The 16,387-nt window shown below is 69.0% G+C and carries 15 protein-coding genes; 1 reads left to right on the top strand and 14 read right to left on the bottom strand.

The features are described from left to right. Window positions 1-2: 2 nt before the first annotated feature. The 10 genes from ACIA49_RS24940 to ACIA49_RS24895 form a co-directional block, all read right to left on the bottom strand. A complete protein-coding gene (locus ACIA49_RS24940) occupies window positions 3-1,601 on the bottom strand; it encodes an FAD-binding protein (RefSeq protein WP_396379725.1) in 1,599 nt (532 codons plus the stop codon). 86 nt (window positions 1,602-1,687) lie between these two features. Continuing rightward, the gene (locus ACIA49_RS24935; RefSeq protein WP_396379724.1) at window positions 1,688-2,395 is read right to left on the bottom strand and encodes a prepilin peptidase; all 708 of its coding nucleotides are present in this window, start codon (window positions 2,393-2,395) and stop codon (window positions 1,688-1,690) included. After that, the gene (locus tag ACIA49_RS24930) at window positions 2,385-3,416 is read right to left on the bottom strand and encodes a DUF2330 domain-containing protein (protein WP_396379723.1); all 1,032 of its coding nucleotides are present in this window, start codon (window positions 3,414-3,416) and stop codon (window positions 2,385-2,387) included. The genes ACIA49_RS24935 and ACIA49_RS24930 overlap by 11 nt, the downstream gene beginning before the upstream one ends. Before the next feature lie 15 nt (window positions 3,417-3,431). Next, window positions 3,432-4,886 carry an FAD-binding oxidoreductase gene (locus ACIA49_RS24925; protein ID WP_396379722.1) on the bottom strand — a complete coding sequence of 485 codons (1,455 nt, stop codon included), beginning with the start codon at window positions 4,884-4,886 and terminating at the stop codon, window positions 3,432-3,434. Further along, window positions 4,873-5,697, bottom strand: a complete 825-nt coding sequence (locus ACIA49_RS24920; protein WP_396379721.1) for a shikimate dehydrogenase — start codon at window positions 5,695-5,697, stop codon at window positions 4,873-4,875. Before ACIA49_RS24920 ends, ACIA49_RS24925 begins: the two co-directional genes overlap by 14 nt. After that, a complete protein-coding gene (gene mltG / locus ACIA49_RS24915) occupies window positions 5,698-6,873 on the bottom strand; it encodes an endolytic transglycosylase MltG (protein ID WP_396379720.1) in 1,176 nt (391 codons plus the stop codon). It abuts the gene before it with no gap. After that, window positions 6,870-7,328, bottom strand: a complete 459-nt coding sequence (ruvX, locus tag ACIA49_RS24910; protein ID WP_396379719.1) for a Holliday junction resolvase RuvX — start codon at window positions 7,326-7,328, stop codon at window positions 6,870-6,872. Before ruvX ends, mltG begins: the two co-directional genes overlap by 4 nt. Window positions 7,329-7,345: 17 nt before the next feature. Further along, the gene (gene alaS / locus ACIA49_RS24905) at window positions 7,346-10,015 is read right to left on the bottom strand and encodes an alanine--tRNA ligase (protein ID WP_396379718.1); all 2,670 of its coding nucleotides are present in this window, start codon (window positions 10,013-10,015) and stop codon (window positions 7,346-7,348) included. Between the two features lie 4 nt (window positions 10,016-10,019). Then, window positions 10,020-10,259 (bottom strand): DUF6167 family protein, encoded by a 240-nt coding sequence (locus tag ACIA49_RS24900; protein ID WP_391545279.1) that lies wholly within the window; start codon window positions 10,257-10,259, stop codon window positions 10,020-10,022. Next, entirely contained in the window at window positions 10,256-10,666 is a 411-nt protein-coding gene (locus tag ACIA49_RS24895; RefSeq protein ID WP_355463380.1) for a DUF948 domain-containing protein, read from the bottom strand. The genes ACIA49_RS24900 and ACIA49_RS24895 overlap by 4 nt, the downstream gene beginning before the upstream one ends. A gap of 260 nt (window positions 10,667-10,926) precedes the next feature. Here ACIA49_RS24895 and ACIA49_RS24890 point away from each other — a divergent pair, with 260 nt between their 5' ends. After that, window positions 10,927-11,346: a SitI3 family protein gene (locus ACIA49_RS24890; protein WP_396379717.1), complete on the top strand. Its 420-nt coding sequence runs from the start codon at window positions 10,927-10,929 to the stop codon at window positions 11,344-11,346. On the opposite strand, the gene ACIA49_RS24885 is transcribed toward ACIA49_RS24890, so the two are convergent. From ACIA49_RS24885 to ACIA49_RS24870, 4 genes are all read right to left on the bottom strand, one after another. Beyond that, entirely contained in the window at window positions 11,343-11,645 is a 303-nt protein-coding gene (locus tag ACIA49_RS24885) for a nuclear transport factor 2 family protein (protein WP_396379716.1), read from the bottom strand. The genes ACIA49_RS24890 and ACIA49_RS24885 overlap by 4 nt on opposite strands. Continuing rightward, entirely contained in the window at window positions 11,642-13,009 is a 1,368-nt protein-coding gene (locus ACIA49_RS24880; protein ID WP_396379715.1) for a replication-associated recombination protein A, read from the bottom strand. Before ACIA49_RS24880 ends, ACIA49_RS24885 begins: the two co-directional genes overlap by 4 nt. A gap of 10 nt (window positions 13,010-13,019) precedes the next feature. Beyond that, the gene (locus ACIA49_RS24875) at window positions 13,020-13,661 is read right to left on the bottom strand and encodes a VC0807 family protein (protein ID WP_396379714.1); all 642 of its coding nucleotides are present in this window, start codon (window positions 13,659-13,661) and stop codon (window positions 13,020-13,022) included. A gap of 76 nt (window positions 13,662-13,737) precedes the next feature. Further along, the gene (locus ACIA49_RS24870; RefSeq protein WP_396379713.1) at window positions 13,738-16,359 is read right to left on the bottom strand and encodes an accessory Sec system translocase SecA2; all 2,622 of its coding nucleotides are present in this window, start codon (window positions 16,357-16,359) and stop codon (window positions 13,738-13,740) included. Window positions 16,360-16,387 lie beyond the last annotated feature (28 nt).

Here is a 16,387-nt window from a genome sequence, read left to right as displayed (position 1 = left end):
CGTCATTTCACGGGTGGTTCGATCGACATCTTGTGCCGGAACACGTTGCGCGGATCCCAGGTGGACTTGATCTGCTGGAGCCGCCGGTAGTTGCCCAGGTAGTACAGGTCGTGCCACGGCACGCCGGACTTGTTGTACGCCGGATCCGCCAGATCGGTGTCGGGGTAGTTGATGTACGACCCGGCGTTGATCGCGTTCGGCACCGGTGCCCCGCCGGTCTCGCGGTAGATGCCGGAGTAGACCTTGCGCACCCAGGCGAGGTTCTTCTCGTCGTCGGCCGCGGCCGTCCAGCTCGCGCACATGACCAGCTTGGCCATCACGTCGCGCTGCGCCGACGCTGTCGCGGTCGACGCGACCGTGTTCACCTTGCCGCCGTACGGGACCAGGATCAGGACCGAGCCCGGCTCCTGGTACGACGCGTCGGTCATGCCGTCGTAGATCGCGTCGAGCTGCGCGGGACTGTAGCTCTTGCGCAGGTACGCCGCCTTGTACTTCTGACGGTTCCCGGCCGGCGACTCTGCGATCGAGCGCTGGATCGTCGTCCGCAGGAACGGTCCCTCGCCCGCGTCGATCACCTGCGGTTTCGGGTCGACCCCCTCGACCATCGCCGCGTTGAACGCCTTCATCAGCTCGACCGCGTTCGGGGCCCCGGCGTCGATCTGCGTGGAGAGCAGGAAGTTCCCGGCCGAGGAGTGCGAGACCAGGAGCGGCGCGTAGAGACTCGCGTACGGCGAGTCCGCGCTGTTGTGGTGGGCGAAGAAGTCCAGCCAGTTCTGCAGGGTCCGGACGAACGAGGCCCGGGTCGTCTTCGTCCAGTCGTAGATGATGACGCTGGACAGCAGCGCGGAAGGTGCCTTGGGCAACGACTCCGCGGGGACGCGGCCGGTGGCTCCGGCCGAGCGCATCAGGTAGCGGGTGACCACGCCGAAGTTGCCGCCGCCTCCACCGGTGTGCGCCCACCACAGATCGCGGTGCTCGTTGTCCCTGGTCGCGACCACGGCCCGGGCCCGGCCCCGGGCGTCCACGGTGACGATCTCAACGCCGTACAGGTGGTCGACGACGGAGCCGTACTTGCGTGACAGCGGTCCGTACCCGCCGCCGCTGAAGTGCCCGCCGACGCCGACACCGAGGCAGCCGCCGGCCGGCAGCGTCACACCCCAGCCGTAGAACAGTTCTTTGTAGACGGTCTCGAGGATCGCACCCGCTCCGATCGAGAACGCCCGGTAGCGCTGGTCGAACGTGACTTCGTTGTACGTCGACATGTCGAGCAACACCTCGACCTCGGAATTGTCGACGAAGTCCTCGAAGCAGTGCCCGCCGCCGCGGACCGCGATCCGCTTACCGGCCCGGACCGCCTCCTGGACTGCCTGGACGGCGTCCTCGGTCGACGTGATCACCCGGGCGTACTCGGGCCGCGCGACGAACCGCAAGTTCTGCCCGCGCTGGACAAGGTCTTGGTAGCGCACATCACCGGACCGGATCTTGTCACCGACAGACCCAGCGGTGGCGGCCGTCGCTGTGGCGCGCGCTGTCCCCGGTACGGCGAGGGCGGCGCCGGCGACGGCGGTTCCGGCCAACAGGCCGCGACGACTGACTGGCATCACTTACCTCCAGAGATCGAATACCTCGACCCTAGAAAAGTCAGCGCCTGGCCCACATCAACCATCTGGCCGAGCGGCGCCATCCCCTATCCGGTGTAGAGCCGCTCCAACCCAGAGCCGACGAACACCCCGGCGAGCGCGCCGATCAGCATGAACGGCCCGAACGGAACCATCTGCTTGCGCGTCATCACCCTGGCCGCGATCAGCACGATCCCGACCACGGCACCGAGGAAGAATCCGCCGTACAGACCACTGGCGAACTCACCCCAGCCGAGCCAGCCGAGCGCGAGCCCCAGCAGCCCAGACAGCCGGACGTCACCGAAACCGACCCCGCGGGGAAACACGAACCACAGCAGGTAGAACACCCCGAACCCGACGAACCCCGCGATCGCCGCCCGCCGCAGCGACCCCCACTCCCCCGACACCAGCGCCGCGCCGACGAGCGCCAGCGCGACAACGCCGTACGTCGGCCAGATGATCGCCGAGGGCAGGAACCGCGTCCGCGCATCGATGTACCCGAGCACCGCCCCGGCCACCGCCAGTAGCAACCACGCCACTAACGCAGCGTCCGTGCCGAGCTCCCAGCCGAGCAGGCCGCCGGCGACCGCAGCGAGCCCACCACACCAGTACGCCGCCCGCGGTCCGGCCAGGTCGGCGTACGGGATCTTGGTGTCGCCTTCTTCCAGGAGCGGCTCCGGGATCCGCCGCATCAGCCACGGGGCGAGCACGAACGCCGCCGGCCCGCAGAGGACCACTCCGGCCCCTGCGGCGAGCAAAGCGTTGTCAGCCGACACGATCCTGGAGCCTAGACCGCCTGCGGAACAGGACAAAACCGCCGACGACCAGAAGGACCAGCGCGATCAGTACGGCGATCGTGCTCCAACCGGCTTCGTTGCGGGTGACGTACTCGACCCGCTGGTAGGCGTCGTCGGTCGCGGACTTGGCGAAGACGAAGTCGGAGGTGATCTGGCTCGGCTGGCGGTAGATGACCTCGAACGCGGTCAGGAAATCGGCCGGCGCGGACATCGCCGGGTCGCCGGCACGACCGGCGTACAGGAGGGTCGGTTGGAGGTTGGCGATCGGAAGGGCGGTCGGATCGACGCGGTGTGGGGCGGCGACGTACACGGTCACGGCCTGTGGGGTGGTCGCGCCTTTGCTGAGGCGCATCGGGTAGACGATCTTGTCCGACGCGAACCGTAGTCGCAGCGGCGGAGTCGACCCGGCCAGGCTCTCGTCCGTCGTCTTCGGGGCCAGCTTCGCGGCCACGATCTCCCAGCCCTCGGTGAGGTACGGCGTCAGGTTCGTCGCGAGGCTGTCCGGTACGACGTAGCCGTTCGCGGCGAGCCACTTCGTCACACCCGTCGGACCACCCGTGAGGCGGGCGATCTCGAACGGGCCGAGCGTCATCTGCTCGCGCACGTTCACACCACCCGGCGCGGCACCGGCCGACCCACCGTCGTTCTCGAACAGCTTGAGGCCACGGAACGGCCAGTACGTCGTACGCTCGACGACCTTCGGCTCCGTCACCTCCTCGAGCCGCGGGAACAGGTTCTCGTCTCCCAGCTCGAGCTTGGCCGGGTTCGGCACCGGCATGATCCAGGCCGCCTTCTTCGACGAGCCGTTGATCGCCATCGAGAGCGTGATCTCCTCGGACCCGCTCTCGTCGTACCGCACCAAGGCCTTCTCGCCCGAGGCCCGGGCCCGCGACTCCAGGCTCGGGAGGTAACCGCCGCAGGCACAGGCCCAGGCAGGCGTCACCCCGGCCGCCACGAACCCGAGCGCGATCACTCCTGCCATCCCCCGCCATAACCTCATGGCGGGAGACTCTACTTAGACGAAGGTGTACGGGGTGTGGAAGAAGCCGTTGGGGTCGTACTTCTTCTTGACCGCGCGCAGACGAGTGAGGCTGGCGCCGTAGTAGGTCGCGACGCCGCGGCGGGCCTCGGGGTAGTTGGCGTAGCCGCCGGCCGAGAACGAGCGGACGGCGCCGTGGCCCTGGTCGATGAAGGTTTGTGCGGCCTTGAGCTGCGCGGACGACGGGTGCGCGGCCGTGCCGACGTACCACTGGATGACGCCGAGCGCGGAACGCCACGGCCAGGCCGCACCACCGGCCGGCTGCTTGGCGGCCTGACCGCCGAGCGGGTCGATGATCGCGGCGGCCGGGAGCTTGGCGCGCGCTGCGGATTTGACGGTGGCGATCAGGGCGTTGATCGAGGTCGAGTTCATCGGGGCGCGCAGTACGTCGGAGCCGGCCAGGAAGCCGGTCCGCGGGCTGGTGGTGCCACCGCCGACGTACTTCACGGCCTCCATGTGCGTCTTCACCGTGATCGACCGAGCCGTCGCCTTCGAGCCGACGAACGACTCCAGCTGCGCGGCCGCGGCGGCAGCGTTGCCGGTGGTGGAGATGCCGAGCACGTGGACCGAGACTGTTCCGTTGCTCTTGGCATCGAGATGCAGGTTGCCCCACGCCGTACTGGGGGCCTTCTCGATGAACTTCTGCCAGCCGGCCACGACGGCAGCGGCCTTGGCCTCCGGCCAGGTCAACCGGAAGAAGCCGAGCTTCGGGCCGGGGATCGTCGCGAACTGGAACGACGTGACGACGGCGAGGTTCCCGCCACCGCCACCGCGCAGCGCCCAGAACAGGTCCGGATCGGACTTGGTGTTGATCACGCGCGCCTTGCCGTCGGCGGTGACCACGCTCATGCCGACCAGGCGGTCACAGGTCAGTCCCCAGGCGCGGGTGTGGATCCCCATCCCGCCGCCGAGGGTGAGACCCGCGACGCCGACGGTCGGGCAGGTCCCCGTCGGTAGCGATCGCCCGTGCTTGTCGAGGAACGCGTGAACGTCGTACAGGCGGGCGCCCGCGCCGACGGTCAGGACGCCGTTGCTGGCATACGTCATGCCGCGCAGCGCACCGACGTCGAGCTGGATGCCCTTGCTGATCACGGATGCACCGACGTACGAGTGGCCGCCACCCTTCGGCACCAGTACCAGCTTGTTGTCGCGCGCGAAGTTGATCGTGCTGATCACGTCGGCCGTCTTGGCGGCGCGCACGACGGCGGCCGGCTGGACCGAATCCCAGCGGGGGTTGAAGAGTTGGTGGGCAGCGGCGTACCCGGGCGTGGAGGGCATGAACAGCTTGCCGCCCTGCAACGATCTGGACAGCCGGTTCCAGTTCGGCGCGGCGGTCGCGGCCGCCATCGCTTCGGGGGCGGCGGTCAGGGCGACGGCTGCTGCTGCAGCGCCACCTGCCTTCAGAACGGTACGGCGGTCAAGCTGGCTCACGATCGTTGAGCTCCTCACGGGCAGCGGCCCTCATGGCCGCCAGAGGTGCCGGCGACCTACCAGTCATCATCTCCACTTGCAGAGTTGCCTGGTGCACAAGGAGATCAAGCCCGTTCAACAGCTCTGTACCGATCCGGTGCGCCGCGATGGCGAGCTGGGTCGGCCACGGGTGGTAGGCCACGTCGAACACCACCGGAGCGACGTTCGCGACGTGGTCCGCCCATTGATCGATTGCTCCACCAGGCACTGTTGAGACGCACAGATCGAACCCTCCGGTTCGATCGATCTGGGAAAAATCCGCAACCGAAGTCCGGACTCCCAGTTCGGCGGCCAGGTCGAGCAGACGTTCGGCCCGCGACGGATCGCGAACCACGAGGGTCACCTCGCTGACTTTCATGCTCCGCAGCGCGGCGAGCGTCGACGCCGCCGTCGCTCCCCCGCCCACCACGAGAGCGGAGTCCGCGACCGTGATGCCGCGCTCGGCGAACGCGTTCACCAGCCCCGGTACGTCGGTGTTGTACGCCGACCGGGATCCGTCGGCCTCGAAGATCATCGTGTTCGCGGCACCGATCAGCTCCGCGACCGGGTCGACCGTGTCCACGAGCTCGAGCGCGACCCGCTTCAACGGCATCGTCAGCGACAACCCGCGGACGTCGTCACCGAGCGACGCGACGAACCCGCGCAGCTCGTCCTCGGCCACCTCGAACGCGTCGTACCGCCAGTCGAGCCCGAGCTCGGCGTACGCGGCCCGATGCATCGCCGGGGACAGCGAGTGCGCGATCGGCGACCCCAGCACTGCACATCGGGTCACTCAGCACCGGCCCTTGTTGGCGGCACACCACGCTTGCAGCTTCGCGACGTTCGCCTGGTGCTCGGCGGCCGTCGTGGCGAAGGCGGTCTCGCCGGTGTCCAGGTTGACCAGGGTGAAGAACTTCCAGGGGCCCTTGGCCGGGTTGATCGCGGCCCGCATCGTGTCCTTGGTCGGCGAGCTGATCGGGGTCGGCGGCAGGCCCTCGAACTTGTACGTGTTGTACGGCGAATTGGAGTTCCGCTGCTCGTCGGTGGTGAAGACGCCGCCGCCCCGGCCGACCGCATAGTGCACGGTCGAGTCCATCTGCAGCTTGTCCCCGGCCGCGAGCCGGTTGTAGATCACCCGCGCGACCTTGGCGTAATCCTGCTTGCGGTTGGACTCGCCCTGGATGATGCTGGCGATGATCAGCGCCCGGTACGGGTCGATGTCCTTGGCCTGGGCGGTCTTGACGAAGTTCAGCGCCGCCGCGTTCTTCGCGTACTCCGCGGTCATCTGCTTGATCATCGAGTACGCGGTCGCGCCCTTCGGCACGTCGTACGTGCCCGGGAACAGGAAGCCCTCGGCGTTGCCGTTCGAGTACGCCGGCAGTCCCAGCGAGGCCGGTTTGCCCATCGCGGCGGCCGCAGCACCGGCCGGCAGCTTCAGCTTCGGGGCCTCGAGGATCTTGATCACCTCGGCCTTGGTCTTGCCGGCCGGGACGCTGAACCGCAGGACCTTGATCGACTCGTCGGTGTTCAGCATCAGCTCGAGCGCGGCCTTGGCCGACATGTGCTTGCGCAGCGTGTACGTCGCGGCCTGGATCTGCAGAGAGCGGCTGTCGTTGCGGGCCACCCGCTCGAACGCCTTGGCGCTCTTCACGACCTCCTTCTTCTCCAGCGTGTCCGCGATCGAGGAGTTGCTCTGGCCCTTGGTGATCTCGACGGTCACCACGCCGGTGCCCTCGCCCTCGTAGTCCGGGGCGGCGAAGACCTTCTCGAGCGCGTCCTTGCCCTTGCCGAAGCCGACCACGGCACCGCCCACCAGGGCGCCCACGACCAGCAGCGAGATGATCACCGCGAAACAGCCGAAGCCGCGCCGGGCGCGCTGCTTGCGCCGGTTCGCGCGCCGCTCGACCCGGCTCTCCGGCCGCAGCCCGAGGTCCAGGTCGTCGTCGTTGTCCACCGTCGGTCTCGTCACAAGGCCCTCCCCGGTGGGTTCCCGGTCTCCCGCTCGAGGTCGAGCGCGTGTTGCAGAATCACGACCGCCGCGGCCTGGTCGACCACCGCGCGCCGTTTGGCACCCTTCTTCCCACGCTCACGCAGCATCCGCTCGGCGGTGACCGTGGTGAACCGTTCGTCCACCAGGCGCACCGCCAGCGCCGCGTTCCCCACCTGCACCAAGTCCTGCACCTGCTTCGCCGTCTCCCGGATCTTCACCGCGGCCGGTCCCTCGCCCCCGGACAGGGAGCGCGGCAGGCCGACCACGATCTCGAACGCCTCCAGTTCGGCGGCGAGTGCCGCGATCCTACCCAGATCACCGGGCCCCCGGCGGACGGTCTCCACCGGGGTGGCCAGGATTCCGTGCGGATCGCTGCTGGCGACGCCGATCCGGGCGTCTCCGATATCCAGCGCGATCCGACGGCCGTATCTCACCTGGCTCGCCTCATGGACTAGCCCGTGACCAGGTGACCGACGGTGTACTCGACGGCGGCCAGCGCGGCGTCGGCACCGGACGCGTCCGTGCCACCACCCTGAGCGACGTCGTCCTTGCCACCGCCCTTGCCACCGAGCTTCTCGGCGGCGACGCGGACCAGGTCACCGGCCGACAGCCGCCACTCGCGGGCGGTGTCGTTCAGCGCGATCACGATGCCGGGCTTGCCGTCGTTCACGCTCAGGACGGCGACCACGGCCGGCTTGTCCTCGCCCATCCGGCCGCGGATGTCGAGGGCCAGCTTGCGCAGGTCCCCGCCGTTCACGCCGTCGGGCGCGCGGTGGCCGACGTACTGGACGCCGAAGACGTCCTTGGGGCTGCTCGCCAGCTCGGCCGCGGCCTCCAGCACCTGCGCGGCGCGGATCTGCTGGAGCTCCTTCTCGGCCGCACGCAGCCGCTCGGCCAGGTCGGCGACCTTCGCGGGCAGCTCCTCCGGACGGGCCTTCAGGTTCTCGCTGAGCAGCCGGACCAGCGCCCGCTCCTTGCCGAGGTAGTGCAGCGCGTCCATGCCGACGAAGGCCTCGACGCGGCGCACACCGGCGCCGACCGAGGACTCGCTGGTGATGGTCAGCGCACCGACCTGCGAGGAGTGCTTGACGTGCGTGCCACCGCAGAGCTCACGCGACCAGGGGCCGCCGATCTCGACGACGCGCACCTGCTCGTCGTACGTCTCGCCGAACAGCGCCAGCGCGCCCCACTCCCGAGCCTCCGGAAGCGTCATGTACTGCGCCGCGACCGGCAGGTCCTGCCGTACGGCGAGGTTCGCGACCTCTTCGATCTCAGACCGGGTGGCCTGGTCCAGCGCCGAACCCCACGCGAAGTCGAGCCGCAGGTAACCGGGCTTGTTGTACGAACCGCTCTGCAGCGCGTTCGGGCCGAGGACCTGGCGCAGCGCCGCGTGCACGACGTGGGTGCCGGAGTGCGCCTGGCAGGCCGAGACCCGCCAGTCGTGGTCGACCTCGGCGTGCACGTCGAGGCCCGGACGCAGAACGCCCTCGACGACCTCGACCTTGTGCACGATCAGGCCCTTGACCGGCCGCTGGACGTCGAGCACCTTCAGCTTCACGCCGTCGGCCACGATCACGCCCTCGTCGGCGATCTGGCCACCGGACTCGGCGTAGAACGGGGTCTTCTCCAGCACGACCTCGACGGTCTCGCCCTGCTCGGCCGCGTTGGCGACCACACCGTCGCGAAGCAGGCCGCGGACCCGCGAGTCCGTCGTCAGCTCCTGGTAACCGGTGAACTCGGTGACACCGGACTCCCGCAGCTCGCGGTAGCCCGTGGTGTCGGCATGCCCGGCCTTCTTGGCCCGGGCGTCGGCCTTGGCCCGGTCGCGCTGTTGTTTCATCAGCGACCGGAAGCCCTCGGTGTCGACGTTCAGGCCCTGCTCGGAGGCCATCTCGACGGTCAGGTCGATCGGGAAACCGTAGGTGTCGTGCAGCTGGAACGCCTTCGCGCCCTCGAGCTGGTGCGCACCGCCGGCCTTGGTCTCCTTCACGGCCAGGTCGAAGATCGTCGTACCGGCCGTGAGGGTGCGGCGGAAGGCCTCCTCCTCGGCGTAGGCGACCTGGCTGATCCGGCCGAAGTCGGCCTCCAGCTCCGGGTACGACTTCTTCATCTGCTGCAGGCTGACCGGCAGCAGCTCGACCAGGCTCGGGTCCTCGTAACCCAGCAGGCGGACCGAGCGGATCGCGCGCCGGAGCAGCCGGCGCAGGACGTAGCCGCCCTGCTCGTTGCCCGGGGTGACGCCGTCGCCGATCAGCATCAGCGCACTGCGGACGTGGTCGGCGATGACCCGGAACCGGACGTCGTCGACCTGGTCCACGCCGTACTTGCGGCCGGTCAGCTCCGAGGCCTGCTCGATCACCGGGAAGATCTCGTCGATCTCGTACATGTTGTCGACGCCCTGCAGCAGGTACGCGACGCGCTCGAGGCCGAGACCGGTGTCGATGTTCTTCTTCGGCAGCTCGCCGAGGATCGGGTAGCCGTCCTTGCCGCCACCCTCACCGCGGATGTTCTGCATGAAGACCAGGTTCCAGAACTCCAGGTAGCGGTCGCCCGCCTCCCAGTCCCGGTCCGCGCCGAACTCCGGGCCGCGGTCGATCAGGATCTCCGAGCACGGGCCGCACGGGCCGGGGATGCCCATCGACCAGAAGTTGTCCTTCATCCCGAGCCGGACGATCCGGTCGTCGGGCAGCCCGGCGACCCGCTTCCAGATGTCGATCGCCTCGTCGTCCTCGTAGTACACCGAGGCGTAGAGCTTGGACTCGTCGAAGCCGTAGCCGCCGTCGGCCTGGGACTTGGTGACGAGCTCCCAGGCGAACCGGACAGCCTCCTCCTTGAAGTAGTCACCGAAGGAGAAGTTGCCGTTCATCTGGAAGAACGTGCCGTGCCGGGTGGTCTTGCCGACCTCTTCGATGTCGAGCGTCCGCACGCACTTCTGCACGCTCGTCGCGCGCGCGTACGGCGGGGTCTGCTGGCCGACGAAGTACGGCACGAACTGGGCCATCCCGGCCACGTTGAACAGCAGGTTCGGGTCCGGCGACGGGAGCGGCGCACTCGGCACCACGGTGTGGCCGCGGTCCTCGAAGTAGCTCAGGAACCGCCGCCTGATCTCACTGGTTTCCATGGTGTTACCGGTAATCCTCACGTTCGTTGGCGGCTGCATCGATGCCCAGCGCGTCCTTGAGTTCTGCTTCCCGCTCGGCCATTCCCTCGCGGACCTGGTCACCGAAGTGCCGGACCGCGGCGGCGAGCTTGGCCGCCGACTCCTGCACAGCCTCCGGGGCGAGCACCTGGGCCCGCTTCTTCAGCCGGGTCACCGCGTAGACACCCACGGCGATCCCGATGATCAGCCAGAAGATCCGTTTCACCGCTTCCGCGCCTTCCGCTCGGCCTTCATCTCGTCCTTCACCCGGCGGCTCACGTCGCGGCGCTGGCTCTCACCGAGCGCCTTGCGCACGCCGTACGTGAACGCCGCCGCCTTCACCAGCGGCCCGCCCGCGGTCGCCGAGAACAGCGACACCAGGGCGGCCGCGTTGGTGGTCACCGTGGTCGCGTTGTCGGTGATCGTGTCCACCTTGGCCAGCTGCGCGTTCGTGGTGGCCACCGTGGTGGTCACCTCACCCAGCAACGGCACGCTGGAATCGGAGACGCCCTTCACCATGATCCGGGTCTCGTCCAGCACCTTGCCCAGCTTCAGGATCGGATAGGCGAGCAGGGCTACCAGGATCAGGAGCGCGAGAGCTGCTATCAGCCCCGCGACTTCACCGACGCTCATGGAAAACGATCCACCTCTCGTTGCGACCTCGTGGACCGCCCGACCTTATCGCGCGCCCATACAACACAACTCTTCAGGACACCATCCCCCACATAACAGTCCCCCACCAAACCGGCCGACAGTCCTACGGCGGCCTCACGCGACTCGCAGTTGGTGAACCCACTGGGGTCACTGGGCGCGGGCTCCACGCGTTGGGTGAACCCACTCGGTACGGCGCGGGAGCCGGGGGCGAGGTGAGGGTGGGGATCTAGGGTGCGGGGGTGGCGATCGAGTACACGTTGCAGCTTTGTACGGCGGCGGCACCGGAGGTGATCGGGCGGCTGCTGGAGTTGCCTGAGGTGGAGTGGCAGCCGCCGGTGCTCGCATTCAAGAGCGCGACCGGCCTGCGCGTGACGGTCCACCGCGACGGCCGGCCCAACTTCGTGCTGGTCGAGCCCGAGATCGCTGTCGGGTTCCGGCTCGACAAGTTCACCGACTTCGAACCTCAGTACGCCGAGCTCGCGCGGCACGTCGTCACCCTGCTGACCGCCGAAGCGGGCGACGCCGTACTGCAGCAGAGCTTCGAACGCATCCTGCTCCTGCGCCGTGGCGACGATCTGGCGGTCAGCGGCGGCTTCTGGCACCCCGAACTGCTGCCCTGGCCGTACGTCGTCCGAGCGATGCCCTACCCCGAGGACTAGTCGAAGGCGACGGTGAGCGCCTGGACCAGGCCCTCAGGAGTCCAGCTGATGCTCATGGTCCCGGTGCCGCCGGCGGCCCATTGGAACTGGCCGGTGGCGGGGTCGAGGAGGGTCATGGTTTCGGTGGGTGGGTTCGCGGCGTAGGCGGCGGCGATGGCGGCGCGGCCGACGAAGGGACCGGCGGGTACGCCGACGAAGGCCATCCGGGCGTCGGCGGCGAAGCGCTCGGCGAAGGTTGTCCAGTCGCCGGTGGTGACGGCGTGGTTGAACGCGGTGACGTGGTCGGCGAGACGGTTCATTTGCGGTTGCGGAGGATTTTGCGGATGGCTTCGACGCGGTCGGCGTAGGCGGCTTCGCCGCCGCGGCGGGTGGGGGTGTAGTAGTCGGTGCCGTCGATGACGTCGGGTGCGTACTGCTGGGCGGAGACGCCGCGGGGGTCGTTGTGCGAGTACTGGTACGACGCTCCGTGGCCGATCTTCTTGGCGCCGGCGTAGTGGGCGTCGCGGAGGTGGGACGGGACCGGGCCGATCTTGCCGGCCTTCACGTCGGCGATCGCCGCGTCGACGGCGGTGATGACGGCGTTCGACTTCGGGGCGAGGGCCAACGCGACGACTGCTTGGGCGAGGTTGATCCGGGCTTCCGGCATACCGATCAGCTGTACGGCGTCCGCCGCGGCGACTGCGACACCGAGCGCGGTCGGGTCGCCCATGCCGATGTCCTCGCTGGCCGAGATGACCAGGCGGCGGGCGATGAACCGCGGGTCCTCACCGGCCACGATCATCCGGGCCAGGTAGTGCATCGCGGCATCGACGTCCGAGCCGCGGATCGACTTGATCAGCGCGGAGGCGACGTCGTAGTGCTGGTCGCCGGCCCGGTCATACCGTACGGCGGCCTGGTCGACCGCCGTCTCCAGCGTCTCCAGGTCGATGGTGGAGGCTTCCTTGGCCCGCGCACCACCAGCGGCGGCTTCCAGGTAGGTCAGAGCCCGGCGAGCATCTCCACCGGCCATCCGCAGCAGGTGATCCCGCGCGTCATCGGCCAGCTCGAACTCGCTGTTCAGCCCACGCTCGTCGGTCAGCGCACGGGTGAGCAGCTCGCCGATGTCGTCGTCCGTCAGCGACTCCAGGGTGAGGAGGAGGCTGCGGGACAGGAGCGGTGAGATGACGGAGAAGAACGGGTTCTCGGTGGTGGCGGCGACAAGGGTGACCCAGCGGTTCTCGACGCCGGGCAGGAGGGCGTCCTGCTGCGCCTTGGTGAAGCGGTGGACCTCGTCGATGAACAGTACAGTCTCGACCGCGCCGCCTGGGCGGGCCAGATCGCGGCGGGCCCCGTCGATCACCTGACGGACGTCCTTCACCCCGGCCGTGACCGCCGACAGCTCCACGAACTTGCGGTTGGTCTGGTGGGACACGACGGCCGCGATCGTGGTCTTGCCGGTCCCGGGCGGTCCCCACAGCAGCAGCGACATCGGCTGGTCACCCTCGACCAGCCGACGCAGCGGCGAGCCCGGAGCGAGCAGGTGCTGCTGGCCGACGAGTTCGTCCAGGCTGCGCGGACGCATCCGGACGGCCAGCGGCGCCGCCGTATGGTCCACGTCGGCCAGGCTCCCGCCGCCTCTCGCAGGCGCAGGAGCTCCCGGCAGATCGAACAAGCCCTCACTCACACCCGAGAGCCTATCGACCCGCACCGACAACAGGTCCTCTGGGAGAGAAGACCAGATGCCAACTGCCACTCCGGCGCAGCAGAACATGGGTGGGAATCTGCAGCACGATCACACTGGCGACAGTGATGACGGGATCCACAGCCGGTACGACGTCCAGCGGCAGCGTGTAGGCGGTCACCACCCGAACCACAGCGTCGACGATCGAGATGACACCCCACATCACCGTGATCCGGCGCCAAGCGAGCCGCCACGCCGGACTGGTCTCCCACAGCTCGTCCATCGCGGCCGCCCGCCTGGGCAGCATTGCGCGGGTCACGGTGTAGCAGAGCGGCTGTGGGTGCCGGAGCGACCACAGCACCACCAATGCGAACGGCAGGCTCACCCACGCACCCCGGACGAGCAGTGCACGCGGGTCGCCACCAACCAGGGCCACGACTGCGCTCCCCAGTAGGCCGAGCACCACCGCCGTACCGAGAAGGTCTGCTCGGCGTTCACGCGCGATCGACACCACCGCGTTGATCAACGCGGGGACGGACCCGACCAGGAGTGCGACCAGAACGCTCGTACCGGCTGCCCGGAGGCCGTAGTACAGGGCAACCGGCGCCGCGATGTCGACGATCAGGAGGAGCGGACCCTTGGACGTGGAGGACATGTCCCCGAGGATCCGCTCCCAGCCGCCGGGCTCGCATCGCTCCGACGGCTGTCGTCCCTAGACCAAAGTCGAGGGTCTACTTCCTCTTCGCGTCGTCCTCGTCGTCGTCGGCCTCGCGCAGTTCTTCGGGGAGGTCGGCGTCATCGGCGTCGCGCAGCTCTTCGGGCAGCTCGTCCTCGTCGAACTCCTCGGGCAGGATCTCCTCGGCCTCCGCGCCGGACTGCGGGCGGATGGCGTTGCGAAGGCGGCCGAGGATCCGGTCGGCCTCGGTACCGAAGGGGTTGTCGTTGACCAGGTAGGTCCAGGTCGCGGTCGGGCGCGGCACCCCGGAGGCCGCCTCGTCCAGGCCGGAGTCGGTGATCGAGGCCTCGGTGAAGGTCTCGGCCGCTTCCTTCCAGGCGTCGGCGATCAGCGTGTCGAACGAGGCGATCGCCGACTTGTTGAACTCGTCGATCGGCTTCATGTGCACGATGCCGCCGGCCAGCGAGCGCAGGTGGATGCCCTCGCGCAGGTCGGCCAGGTAGGCCAGGTGGTCGGTCCAGCGGCGGTCCAGGTGGTGCAGGGCGATCCGCCGGGCGGCGTCCTTCACCTTGTCCTCGCCGTGCTCCTCGACCAGTTCGTCGTACCGCTCCTTGACCCGCTCGGACAGCTCGGTCGCGGCCAGGTCCTCGGTCAGCACCTTCTCGCGGGTGTCGAGCAGGATCGAACGCTGCTGACCGGTGAGGCGGTGGTACTGCCACGTCGTCCGGTGCAGCTCGGCGTTGGCGCCGTCGGCGACCCGCTGGGCGTGATCCAGGATGCCGACCGACTTGCGGTCGGTGAGCCGGCCGTGCTCGTCGGGGTGCGGGCGCAGACCGGACGAAACGGAGTACCGGATGACGAGCTCGTCGCCGAGGCTGGCGAAGAACAGCGAACCGCCCGGGTCACCCTGACGGCCGGCGCGACCACGCAGCTGGTCGTCGAGCCGGCGGGACGCGTGCAGGCCGGTGCCGACGACGTACAGGCCGCCGAGCTCGATGGCCTTGTCCTTGTCGTGTGTCTCGTCCTTGCCACCAAGGCGGATGTCGGTACCGCGACCGGCCATCTGGGTGGAGACCGTCACCGTGCCGGGGACACCGGCCTCGGCGATGATGCTCGCCTCCTCGGCGTCGTTCTTCGCGTTCAGCACGACGTGCGGGATCCCGGCGGCCTCGAGCCGGTCGCTCAGCTGCTCGGACTCCTCGACACTGTGGGTGCCGATCAGGATCGGGCGGCCGGTCTCGTGCACCTCGGCGATGTGCTCGACGAGTGCGACGTTCTTCTGCTCGACGGTCAGGTAGAGCCGGTCCTGGTCGTCCTTGCGGATGTTCGGCTTGTTCGGCGGTACGACGGCGACCTCGACGTCGTAGAACTCCTGGAGGGACTCGCCGACCACGACCGCCGTACCGGTCATGCCGCACAGCGACTTGTAGCCCTTGATCAGGGCCTGCACGGTGATGCTGTCAAGCACCTCACCGGAGTCGCTGACCGGGACGGCCTCCTTGGCCTCCACCGCCGCCTGCAGACCGTCGGGCCAGCGCTGCAGCTTGGCGATCCGGCCGCGGTTGTTGTTGATCAGGCTGACCTTGCCGTCGCGGACCAGGTAGTCGACGTCCTTGCGCAGCAGCACCTCGGCGTGCAGCGCGACGTTGATCTGGGTCAGGCGGTCGAGGTTCTCGTCGTCGTACAGGTTGACGGCCGGGCGCTCGGGCTCGACGGCCTCCGCCTTGTCCTCGTCGGCCTTGTCCTCGGCGTCCTCGGTCTCGGTGTCCGCGTCGCTGTCTTCGGCGGGTGCCTCGTCCTCGGCCTCGGGGAGCAGCGCGGCAGCGGCGGCGGCTTCGGCCTCGTCCCGCTCGCCGAGCAGCTTCTCGACCTTGTCCGTGCCCGCGTCGGTCAGCGCGACCGTGCGGCCGTCACCGTCGATCTCGTAGTCGACGCCGGCCCGCAGGGTGCGGACGATCTGGACGATGTCGTCGTCCAGCTCCTCGGTCCGGGTCGCCCCGGCCAGCACCAGCGGCACCCGGGCCTCGTCGATCAGCACCGAGTCGGCCTCGTCGACCAGCGCCACGTCCGGCGTCTGGGTCACCCGCTCGGGCACGTCGTTGACCAGGCGGTCGCGCAGGACGTCGAAGCCGACCTCGCTGACCGGTACGTAGCAAACCTCAGCCTCGTACGCCGCCCGCCGCTCCTCAGGCGTGGACGCCTGGCCGACGTGCGACACGGTCACCCCGAGCAAGTCGTAGATCGGCGCCATCCACTCGGCGTCGCGGCGAGCCAGGTAGTCGTTGACCGCGAGCACGTGCACCCGGCGGCCACCGATCGCGTACCCGGCAGCGGCGAACGCACCGGCGAGCGTCTTGCCCTCACCGGTCGCCATCTCGACCACACGGCCCTGCAGCATCGCCAGCGCGCCGACGATCTGGCCGTCGAAAGCCGACTCACCCAGCGTCCGCCGGGCCGCGTCGCGCGCCAGCGCCAGGAACTCGATCTGCTCGTCCTCGTGCAGCCCACCGGTGGTCCGCAGGTCGCTGACGGCCTCGGCCAGCTCCTCGTCGGTCAGCGGCTCGACGGACTCCTCCGCCTCGAGAACCAGCTGCGAGAGCCGTTCGTACGGGCTGAGGTCGATCGACCCGGGGCGCTGGAGCAGGCGACGAAAGCGCGAGGTGATTTTCAGAGCCATAATGACGGCAACGTACAGCCTGGCCGTG

Origin of the sequence: Kribbella sp. NPDC051587 (assembly GCF_044453945.1) — a bacterium.
GTDB lineage: Bacteria > Actinomycetota > Actinomycetes > Propionibacteriales > Kribbellaceae > Kribbella.
Note: the sequence above shows the minus strand (reverse complement) of the source record. Positions and strands in the feature narration are given on the sequence as shown.